Here is a 10,852-nt window from a genome sequence, read left to right on the forward strand (position 1 = left end):
ATGCGAGCGAAGACGAACCGTCTTGTCAGCCTCATTCGACAGGAGTAAGTTGACATATATTGTTCGTACACGAACGAAATTGAGGTGGGCAATGAGACTGATTATTGGCATGACGGGAGCGACCGGGGCGCCGCTGGGCGTTGCACTTCTCCAGGCACTGCGCGATATGCCGGAGGTGGAGACTCATCTTGTCATGTCGAAATGGGCAAAGACCACCATCGAACTGGAGACCCCGTGGAGCGCACGCGACGTTGCGGCGATGGCCGATTTCAGCCATAGCCCGGCGGACCAGGCCGCCACCATCTCCTCCGGATCTTTCCAGACCGACGGCATGATTATTATCCCGTGCAGCATGAAAACGCTGGCCGGTATCCGGGCAGGCTATGCCGAAGGGCTGGTCGGGCGCGCTGCCGACGTGGTGATGAAAGAGGGGCGCAAGCTGGTGCTAGTGCCGCGCGAAATGCCGCTCAGTACTATCCACCTGGAAAATATGCTGGCGCTTTCCCGCATGGGCGTGGCGATGGTGCCGCCGATGCCGGCTTTTTATAACCACCCGGAAACGGTGGACGATATCGTCCAGCATGTGGTGACGCGAGTGCTCGATCAGTTCGGCCTCAAACACGATAAGGCTCGCCGCTGGCAGGGGTTACCGGCGACGAAACAACTTTCACAGGAGAATGCATAATGGCTTTTGATGACTTACGCGGTTTTTTGCAGGCGCTGGAAGACCAGGGGCAACTGCTCAAAATCAGTGAAGAGGTAAATGCCGAGCCGGATCTGGCGGCCGCGGCCAATGCGACAGGACGTATTGGCGACGGTGCGCCAGCCGTATGGTTTGACAATATCCGTGGCTTTACCGATGCCCGCGTGGTGATGAACACCATCGGCTCCTGGCAGAACCATGCGATTTCGCTGGGTCTGCCGATGAATACGCCGGTCAAAAAACAGATTGATGAGTTTATTCGCCGCTGGGATAAATTCCCGATTGCTCCGGAACGCCGCGCTAACCCGGCATGGGCGGAAAATACCGTCGATGGTGACGACATTAACCTGTTCGATATCCTGCCGCTGTTCCGTCTGAACGACGGCGATGGTGGTTTTTACCTCGATAAAGCGTGCGTCGTTTCCCGCGACCCGCTGGACCCGGATAACTTCGGCAAGCAGAACGTCGGCATCTACCGTATGGAAGTGAAGGGCAAGCGCAAGCTCGGCCTGCAGCCGGTGCCGATGCACGATATCGCGCTGCACCTGCATAAAGCGGAAGAGCGCGGTGAAGACCTGCCGATTGCTATCACCCTCGGTAACGACCCGATTATTACCCTGATGGGGGCCACGCCGCTGAAATATGACCAATCCGAATATGAGATGGCCGGTGCGCTGCGCGAAAGCCCGTACCCGATTGCCACCGCGCCGCTGACCGGTTTCGATGTGCCGTGGGGCTCTGAGGTGATCATCGAAGGGGTTATCGAAGGGCGTAAGCGCGAAATCGAAGGCCCGTTCGGTGAATTTACCGGCCACTACTCTGGTGGCCGCAACATGACGGTGGTGCGTATTGATAAAGTCTCTTATCGCACCAAGCCGATTTTTGAATCCCTCTACCTCGGCATGCCGTGGACTGAAATTGACTACCTGATGGGCCCGGCAACCTGCGTTCCGCTGTATCAACAGCTGAAAGCCGAGTTCCCGGAAGTGCAGGCGGTGAACGCCATGTACACCCACGGCCTGCTGGCTATTATCTCCACCAAAAAACGCTACGGCGGCTTTGCCCGTGCGGTGGGCCTGCGGGCGATGACCACGCCGCACGGTCTGGGCTACGTGAAGATGGTGATTATGGTTGATGAAGACGTCGACCCGTTCAACCTGCCGCAGGTGATGTGGGCGCTGTCGTCGAAGGTGAACCCAGCGGGCGATCTGGTGCAGTTGCCGAATATGTCGGTGCTGGAACTCGACCCTGGCTCAAGCCCGGCGGGGATCACCGATAAACTGATTATCGACGCTACCACGCCGGTTGCGCCGGACAACCGTGGTCACTACAGCCAGCCGGTACAGGATTTACCTGAAACCAAAGCCTGGGCTGAAAAACTGACCGCTATGCTGGCTAACCGTAAGTAAGGAGTAAAAGATGATTTGTCCACGTTGCGCCGATGAACATATTGAAGTGATGGCGAAATCGCCGGTAAAAGATGTCTGGACCGTATACCAGTGCCAGCATTGCCTGTACACCTGGCGCGATACCGAACCGTTGCGTCGCACCAGCCGCGAACATTATCCAGAAGCGTTCCGCATGACGCAGAAAGATATTGATGAAGCGCCGATGGTGCCAGGCATTCCGCCGCTGCTGGCGGAAGATAAGCGCTAATGCAATCAACAGCGATGGGTTTTTGCCTCGTCGCTGTTCCTTGTTTTTATGGGGAATGCCGCTCAAATTCTGGGTCTGGCCTTATTTTTTTTCGACACTAAATATTTCAGAATCTGTAAATTTAGACATGGTTTTAAAAACAGTATTGACTCTGTGTGCTAAATGCGTAAATTAAGTTTAACGGCACAATAAAAGTAAGTGTTTATTCAGAAGTACTGGGGTTAACCATTTTGTAAATAAGGCCACGAAGTTTGTAGTTTGGGATGCAGTATGTTTTAAGGCCTCGTAGTGATTGTGCTGGAACGCAAAATGGTAGAGTATGCGCGACGATGTAACGCCTTGTTTTAAATTTATTTTCTGCGATTATCGTATCATGGTAAACGCAACGGTAATAAGGCAACGCATCAAAGAGTATATGTCGCGATGGGGAGTGTACTTGTTTAAGGTGCCATGCTTAAGTTCGTGATAAGGCTGGCGGTATATACAACAGGATAACTAGAGGGAGGTTTTTAAGTTTTAATGCCCAATATTATCTTTAGTAAACGGGTGCATTTGAAAGCAGTATAAATTGTAGTCATAATTCAGTAAGTTAATTAATGTTAAATCTGAAGTTTGTAGCACCGTAAAAGCCCTTGCCGTACTGGTAAGGGCTTTTTTTTCATTTGACGCGTGCGCACGTTTTTATTTTTCGATTAATTCAACCGCAATGAAGGCGCCACTTCAGCATAAGCGAAGCGGCGCAGATAATTACACCATCCCTTTCAGACGATAAATCCACTCCAGCGCCTGACGTGGGCTCAGCGAGTCTGGGTCCAGACCTTCCAGCGCTTCCACCGCCGGGGAGACCTCTTCCGGAGCCGACAATAGCGACATCTGCGTGCCGTCGACCTGAGTCGCCGCCGCATTTGGTGAGATGCTCTCCAGCTCGCGCAGTTTCTGACGCGCACGCTTGATGACCTCTTTTGGCACCCCCGCCAGCTGCGCTACCGCCAGACCATAGCTCTTGCTGGCCGCACCGTCCTGCACGCTGTGCATAAAGGCGATGGTATCGCCGTGCTCCAGCGCGTCCAGATGGACGTTCGCCACGCCTTCCATTTTCTCCGGCAGCTGGGTCAGCTCGAAGTAGTGGGTCGCAAACAGCGTTAACGCCTTGATCTTATTCGCCAGATTCTCTGCACAGGCCCAGGCCAGCGACAGGCCGTCATAGGTTGACGTACCGCGGCCAATCTCATCCATCAGCACCAGGCTGTTTTCGGTGGCGTTATGCAGAATATTGGCGGTTTCGGTCATCTCCACCATAAAGGTTGAGCGGCCGGAAGCCAGGTCATCCGCCGCGCCCACGCGGGTGAAGATACGGTCGATAGGGCCAATCTCCACGCTCTGCGCCGGGACGTAGCTGCCAATATAGGCCAGCAGCGCAATCAGCGCCGTTTGCCGCATATAGGTACTTTTACCGCCCATGTTCGGGCCAGTAATGATCAGCATTCGACGCTGCGGTGACAGGGTCAGCGGGTTGGCGATAAACGGCTCGTTCAGCACCTGTTCCACCACCGGATGGCGGCCTTCGATAATCCGGATACCGGGCTTATCGATAAACGTTGGGCAGGTGTAGTTGAGCGCATAGGCACGTTCCGCGAGGTTCACCAGTACATCCAGCTCCGCCAGCGCGCTGGCGCTCTGCTGAAGGTCTCCCAGATGCGGCAGCAGCAGGTCGAACAGTTCGTCATAAAGCTGTTTTTCCAGCGCCAGCGCCTTGCCTTTCGAGGTCAGAACTTTGTCTTCGTACTCTTTCAGCTCGGGGATGATATAGCGTTCGGCGTTTTTCAGCGTCTGGCGGCGCACGTAGTTGATCGGCGCCAGATGGCTCTGACCGCGGCTTATCTGAATGTAATAACCGTGGACGGCGTTATACCCCACCTTCAGCGTATCCAGCCCGGTACGCTCGCGTTCGCGAATTTCCAGACGGTCGAGGTAGTCGGTCGCGCCATCTGCCAGCGCTCGCCACTCATCGAGCTCTTCATGGTAGCCTGGAGCAATCACGCCGCCATCGCGCACCAGCACCGGAGGTGCATCAATAATCGCCCGCTCCAGCAGCTCGCGCAGCTCGGTAAACTCGCCCATTTTCTCGCGCAGCATCTGCACCGGCGCGCTGTCGACGCTTTCCAGTTGCGCACGCAGTTCCGGCAACTGCTGGAAGGCGTGACGCATGCGGGCAAGGTCGCGGGGGCGGGCGGTGCGTAGCGCCAGACGAGCCAGAATACGTTCCAGGTCTCCGACCTGACGCAGCACCGGCTGCAGATCGTCGGTGACATCCTGTAGTGCGCCGATGGTCTGCTGACGTTCGGTCAGGGTTTTGATATCGCGCACCGGCATATGCAGCCAGCGCTTAAGCATACGGCTGCCCATCGGCGTGACGGTGCAGTCGAGCACGGAGGCGAGGGTGTTTTCCAGCCCGCCCGCCAGGTTCTGGGTGATCTCCAGATTGCGGCGCGTGGCGGCATCCATAATGATGCTGTCCTGCTGGCGATCCATGGTGATGGATCGGATGTGCGGTAGCGAGGTACGCTGGGTGTCCTTCACGTATTGCAGCAGACAGCCGGCTGCGCAAAGCCCACGTGGTGCGCCTTCAACGCCAAAGCCGACCAGGTCACGCGTACCAAACTGCAGATTCAGCTGCTGACGCGCGGTGTCGATTTCGAACTCCCACAGCGGGCGACGGCGCAGGCCGCGGCGACCTTCAATCAGCGCCATCTCGGCGAAATCTTCGGCGTACAACAGCTCGGCAGGGTTGGTGCGCTGCAGTTCAGCTGCCATGGTTTCACGGTCGGCCGGTTCGCTGATGCGAAAACGCCCGGAGCTAATATCCAGCGTGGCGTAGCCATAGCCTTTGCTGTCCTGCCAGACGGCGGCGAGGAGGTTATCCTGGCGCTCTTGCAGCAGCGCTTCATCGCTGATGGTGCCCGGCGTGACGATACGCACCACTTTGCGTTCGACCGGACCTTTGCTGGTGGCCGGGTCGCCAACCTGTTCGCAAATGGCGACGGATTCGCCCTGATTAACCAGCTTGGCGAGGTAGTTTTCGACCGCGTGGTGCGGGATGCCCGCCATGGGAATAGGTTCACCGGCGGAAGCGCCGCGCTTGGTCAGCGAGATGTCGAGTAGCTGCGATGCGCGTTTCGCATCGTCATAAAACATCTCGTAAAAGTCACCCATGCGGTAAAACAGCAGGATCTCAGGATGCTGCGCTTTCAGCTTCAGATACTGCTGCATCATCGGCGTGTGGGCGTCGAAATTGTCGATTGTACTCATCCGTTTGTGATGTCCATTTTCTTGAATTTTACTGAGTGCGTAATGTGTTCGGACTCATCTGGTGCCGTGGATCTCATGAAATCCGGCCTCTTTTTTCATGAGTACGTAGGCTGCATGATAACGGAGTCTGAAGGACAGGAAAACAGAAGAGGGGGCATCGTCCTGAAATGGCCTCGCCGGCAAATTGATCTCACCGACCTTTTGCGACGGTTGTCATTCTCCTGAAAGCGTTAACCGCTATAATCCCCGGCTCTTGTGCGGTTCTTCGCATAAGGCTCCTTCTGAGTTCAGAGGCTAACATCGATGACATGGCAACAATTTAAACACACCTTCCTGATCAAATTCTGGTCTCCGGTTCCTGCGGTAATCGCGGCCGGTATTCTCTCCACCTATTACTTCGGCATTACTGGCACCTTCTGGGCGGTGACGGGCGAATTCACGCGCTGGGGCGGGCAACTGCTGCAACTGGTGGGCGTGCATACCGAGACCTGGGGCTATTACAAGCTGATTGGCCTCGACGGCACGCCGCTGACGCGTATCGACGGCATGATGATTATCGGCATGTTCGGCGGCTGCTTTGCCGCGGCGCTGTGGGCCAATAACGTTAAGCTGCGACTGCCGAAAAGCCGCATCCGTATTGCGCAGGCCATTGTCGGCGGCATGATTGCCGGTTTTGGCGCGCGTCTGGCGATGGGCTGTAACCTCGCGGCCTTCTTTACGGGCATTCCGCAGTTCTCGCTGCACGCCTGGTTCTTTGCACTGGCGACGGCCCTCGGCTCATGGTTTGGCGCCCGCTTCACGCTGCTGCCTATCTTCCGTATCCCGGTGAAAATGGTCAAAGTCTCGGCGGCATCGCCGCTGACGCAGCGTCCTGACCAGGCGCGCCGCCGCTTCCGTTTGGGCATGCTGGTGTTTATCGGCATGGTCGGCTGGGCGCTGCTGACGGCGGCGGGCAGCCCGAAACTGGGTCTGGCGATGCTGTTCGGCGTGGGCTTTGGCCTGCTGATTGAACGGGCACAAATCTGCTTTACCTCGGCGTTCCGCGATTTGTGGATCACCGGGCGCACGCAAATGGCGAAGGCCATAATCTTCGGTATGGCGGTGAGCGCCATTGGTATCTTCAGCTACGTGCAGCTGGGTGTGGCGCCAAAAATTATGTGGGCTGGCCCGAATGCGGTGATTGGCGGCCTGCTGTTTGGCTTCGGCATTGTGCTGGCCGGTGGCTGTGAAACTGGCTGGATGTATCGTGCCGTTGAAGGGCAGGTGCACTACTGGTGGGTGGGGCTGGGTAACGTGATTGGCTCGACCATTCTGGCCTACTACTGGGATGATATCTCCCCGTCGCTCGCCACAAGCTGGGACAAAGTGAACCTGCTGACTACCTTTGGCCCGCTTGGCGGCCTGCTGGTCACCTACGGCCTGCTGCTGATTGCGCTGTTGTTAATTCTTGGCTGGGAAAAACGGTTCTTCCGCCGTCAGGCTTCCGCCAGTATTCCTGCGAAGGAGAGTGTATGAAAACGATCGTCCCGGACTATCGTCTGGATATGGTGGGTGAACCTTGCCCGTACCCGGCAGTGGCGACGCTTGAAGCGATGCCGCAGTTAAAGAAAGGCGAAATACTGGAAGTGGTGAGCGACTGCCCGCAGTCGATTAACAACATCCCGGTGGATGCTCGCAATCACGGTTATACCGTGCTCGACATCCAGCAGGATGGGCCAACCATCCGCTATTTAATCCAGAAGTAACCTGTCGCCCTCGCCGTCCGGCGAGGGCGCATTGCCTTACCCAAATCTCGGCAGCAGATTCAGCGTACTGCCAAACCAGCACAGAATCACCATGACCCCAAACAGGATAACCACCGCCGGAATGGCCTTGCCGCCCCAAACGGTAAAGGTTTTCTCCGGGAAGCGTTCACGCGATTTCAACGCCAGGAATGCGGGCACAATAACCGCCCAGACGGTTGCGCACAGCCCCGCGCCGCCAATGGCGTAGATAAAGCCGTTCGGGAAAATCAGATACAGTGCCGCCGGGGGCAGGAAGGTGAGCAGCAGCGTCTTAAAGCGGCCCCACGGGGTGTTGCCCATCTTGAACAGATCCGCCAGGTAGTCAAACAGCCCGAGCGTGACGCCGAAGAAGGAGCTGGCGACCGCGAGGTTAGAGAAGATCAGCAAGAAGAACTCAATCACGCCGTGTTGGTTGGTGCCTAAGAAGGATTTCACCAGCGCATCCACGTTGCCGCCCGAGGCGATAATCTCTTTAAAGCTGCTGCGGTGGATATTGCCCATCGTGCAGTAGAGCCAGAACAGGTAGATAACCAGCGCTAACAGCGAACCGTAGACGATACTTTTAATGAGTTTGTCTTTACGTTTGCCGTAGCAGATTATCAGGCTGGGAATGTTGCCGTGAAAACCAAACGACGCCAGACATACCGGCACCGCCATCAGAATATAGGGGAGATAGGTGCTGTTCGCTTCCGGCGCGGCGATATCGCGAAGAATGGAGTAGTCGACCTGAAAGAAAAAGGAGCCAAAGACCACCACGAAAGCGATGATTTTAATGCCGAGGAAAAAGGAGGTAATGCGACTGGCCGCAAGGGAGCTAACCCACAGCACGCTGGCGACAAACACCGCGGTACAGATACCGACGATACGTGGATTAACGTGCGTTCCGGCATTGATAGCGATGGTTTCGCTGATGATCGCCCCGTTCGCCGAGATATAGGCATAGGTCAGGATATACAGCACGAAAGCGACCGTAATACCGCTGACCACATTCCACTTATTGCCGATTAAATCTTTGGTGATGGTATTAAAGCTGGAGCCTACAGGATAGTTAAGATTGGCCTCTAATAGCAGTAACCCGGAATGCAGCATTGAAAACCAGGAGATAATTAAAATAAATGCACCCCAGAAAAACCATGCCCCAGCAAGGTCAACCGGTAATGCAAACATTCCGCCACCGATGACGGTGCCGGCAATAACCATTATTCCCCAAAAAGAGGAATGTTTTGTATTCGACGCTTCTTCCATGGCCTTCCCTTATTGATAACGATTACGTTTCTGCGGTTGTCAGAAATAATCAATGTTGCCAGGTGCCAGAATCTCCAATGGCTATATCAGTGATATAGCCATTGGAATCGGTGGGCATTAAACTTCTTTCAGTTTTGCGGTGAAGTGTCGTAATACTTTCGGTTCGTAGGTAAAGGTTAAGCCTTTAATATTCGGCGCATTCTCTTTCACGTGTTCAAAGGCTTCAATAATGAAGTCCATATGCGTTTGGGTGTAGGTGGCGCGTGGAATGGTTAAGCGCAGCAGCTCTGCCGGGCAAGGGAGCTGTTTGCCGGTTTTCGGGTCACGTCCCAGTAAGAAAGAGCCAATCTCAACGGCGCGAATGCCCGCGACTTTATACAGTTCGCAGGCCAGCGCCTGCGCCGGGAACTGATCGGCTGGAATGTGCGGTAGCAGCTTACCGGCATCGACAAACGCCGCGTGGCCGCCCGCCTGCTGGCAGGTGACGCCGATGGCTTCAAGCCCGTCGACCAGATACTGAATCTGCTTGATACGGTAAGAGAGCCAATCCTGGCTCATCCCGTCAGTCAGGCCAACGGCCAGACGCTCCATTGCCCCGCCTTCAAGGCCGCCGTAGGTCGGGAAGCCTTCCTGCACGACGCACAGCGTGCGGCATTCGGTGTAGACGTCAAAGAAGGCGTCGTCTTTGATGCACAGCAGGCCACCCATCGGCACCATCGCATCCTTCTTCGCCGACATCGCCAGCATATCGGCATATTTGTAGGTTTCGCGGGTGATCTCTTCAATGCTCCAGTCGCGATATCCCGGCTCGCGCTGCTGAATAAACCAGGCGTTTTCTGCGAAGCGCGCGGAGTCCATCACCACCGGAATGTCATATTTCTTCGCAATGGCGTACATCGCTTTCAGGTTTGCCAGCGATACCGGTTGGCCGCCCGCCGAGTTACAGGTGATGGTGGCAACAATATAAGGGACGTTATTAGGGCCGACCTCTTCAATGCCGTTTTCCAGCCCTTGCAGATCAAAATCACCTTTAAAATCATTACGTGCGGAGGTATCAAATGCCTCTTTAATATAGACGTTGCGTACCGTACAGCCGTTAATCTGGCTGTGGCCCTGGGTGGTATCAAAGAAATAGTTGGAGAAGGCGACCATTTTGCTGCGGTCCAGCCCTTTTTCCTGCTCACGCTTTTTAATTAATACCGGAATATAGATCTGCTCGGCACCGCGACCCTGGTGGGTGGGAATCGTATGCTGGTAGCCGAAAATCTCTTTAACGGCGTTGCACAGTGCGTAGTAGCTGCGGCTGCCGCTATAGGCTTCATCGCCGCGCAGCATGGCGGCCTGCATATTTTGCGTGACCGCGCCGGTGCCGCTGTCGGTCAGCAGGTCGATAAAGACATCTTCGCTATCGAGCAGGAACGGGTTCATGCCTGAGGCGATAATCGCATTTTCACGGTGTTCCCGGGTGGTGCGTTTTACCGGCTCAATAACGCGAATACGGAAAGGTTCTGGCAGATGTTTAAAGTTATTCATGGCGTAATCCTTAATCCTTTTTTAGACACACTCGTCCCGCAGGTTATTCATTTATGATGAAAACCATTTTCTGGGCGCAATACGAATACCTTAACCGGATAACGATATATAGTGGCAGGTCCCGCTCACGGCATATTAAAAATGCGTGCGGCACATTGCTGCAATTAAACAGTTATCTTGAGATAGGTATGTGATATCAGAAACAGAATTCAGGCTTCTGTTTACAATGATATGGACGTGAAGTCGTATGAGGGGCTAAGGACGGTGATTGACAATAACGTTGTCAATATTAAACCATTTTGCGGTGTTATACGTTCTATTGTGGAAGTTCATAATGTATGCTCTCCATTAGACACGGATATACATTATTCTATTTGACTTATTTGTCTATTGGCGTTTTATTCAATTGTGAATTTGGTCACGAATGCGTATATCTCATTATCAACAGTGGGTGTTTAGCCTGCACTTAATAAATAAAGTAATAATGACTAAGGTGAGTAATAAAGCGGGCGTAAAACCACGCCCGCTTTATTGTGCACAGAAAACCCCCAGCTAGGCTGGGGGTTCCGGAAAGCTTTCAGCTTTAAGCCAGTTATTAAAACCCCTTTTGATTTGTTAAAAC

The 10,852-nt window shown here is 54.6% G+C and carries 9 protein-coding genes; 5 read left to right on the top strand and 4 right to left on the bottom strand.

Annotated features, from left to right (window positions below; all coding sequences use genetic code 11):
- Positions 1-91 precede the first annotated feature (91 nt).
- From ACLGE8_RS16960 to ACLGE8_RS16970, 3 genes are read left to right on the top strand one after another with little or no spacing between them, the layout of a single operon-like run.
- The gene (locus ACLGE8_RS16960) at positions 92-685 is read left to right on the top strand and encodes a non-oxidative hydroxyarylic acid decarboxylases subunit B (protein WP_333498908.1); all 594 of its coding nucleotides are present in this window, start codon (positions 92-94) and stop codon (positions 683-685) included.
- Positions 685-2,112 (top strand): non-oxidative hydroxyarylic acid decarboxylases subunit C, encoded by a 1,428-nt coding sequence (locus ACLGE8_RS16965; protein ID WP_411000032.1) that lies wholly within the window; start codon positions 685-687, stop codon positions 2,110-2,112. Before ACLGE8_RS16960 ends, ACLGE8_RS16965 begins: the two co-directional genes overlap by 1 nt.
- A 10-nt stretch (positions 2,113-2,122) precedes the next feature.
- Entirely contained in the window at positions 2,123-2,359 is a 237-nt protein-coding gene (locus ACLGE8_RS16970; protein WP_411000033.1) for a non-oxidative hydroxyarylic acid decarboxylases subunit D, read from the top strand.
- A gap of 747 nt (positions 2,360-3,106) precedes the next feature.
- Here ACLGE8_RS16970 and mutS read toward each other — a convergent pair.
- A complete protein-coding gene (gene mutS, locus ACLGE8_RS16975; protein WP_411000034.1) occupies positions 3,107-5,668 on the bottom strand; it encodes a DNA mismatch repair protein MutS in 2,562 nt (853 codons plus the stop codon).
- A 303-nt stretch (positions 5,669-5,971) separates the two neighbouring features.
- Here mutS and yedE point away from each other — a divergent pair, with 303 nt between their 5' ends.
- Together yedE and yedF are read left to right on the top strand one after the other, a co-directional pair.
- Positions 5,972-7,183, top strand: a complete 1,212-nt coding sequence (gene yedE / locus ACLGE8_RS16980; protein WP_411000035.1) for a selenium metabolism membrane protein YedE/FdhT — start codon at positions 5,972-5,974, stop codon at positions 7,181-7,183.
- Positions 7,180-7,413 (top strand): sulfurtransferase-like selenium metabolism protein YedF, encoded by a 234-nt coding sequence (gene yedF / locus ACLGE8_RS16985; protein ID WP_035892595.1) that lies wholly within the window; start codon positions 7,180-7,182, stop codon positions 7,411-7,413. Before yedE ends, yedF begins: the two co-directional genes overlap by 4 nt.
- 36 nt (positions 7,414-7,449) lie before the next feature.
- On the opposite strand, the gene tnaB is transcribed toward yedF, so the two are convergent.
- From tnaB to tnaC, 3 genes are all read right to left on the bottom strand, one after another.
- Entirely contained in the window at positions 7,450-8,697 is a 1,248-nt protein-coding gene (gene tnaB, locus ACLGE8_RS16990) for a low affinity tryptophan permease TnaB (RefSeq protein ID WP_411000036.1), read from the bottom strand.
- 117 nt (positions 8,698-8,814) lie between these two features.
- Positions 8,815-10,230, bottom strand: coding sequence for a tryptophanase (gene tnaA, locus ACLGE8_RS16995; protein WP_411000037.1), 1,416 nt, complete (start codon positions 10,228-10,230; stop codon positions 8,815-8,817).
- A gap of 255 nt (positions 10,231-10,485) precedes the next feature.
- Positions 10,486-10,563, bottom strand: a complete 78-nt coding sequence (gene tnaC, locus ACLGE8_RS17000; RefSeq protein WP_411000040.1) for a tryptophanase leader peptide — start codon at positions 10,561-10,563, stop codon at positions 10,486-10,488.
- Positions 10,564-10,852: the final 289 nt, after the last annotated feature.

Origin of the sequence: Kluyvera sp. 142486, from assembly GCF_046569695.1 — a bacterium.
GTDB lineage: Bacteria > Pseudomonadota > Gammaproteobacteria > Enterobacterales > Enterobacteriaceae > Kluyvera.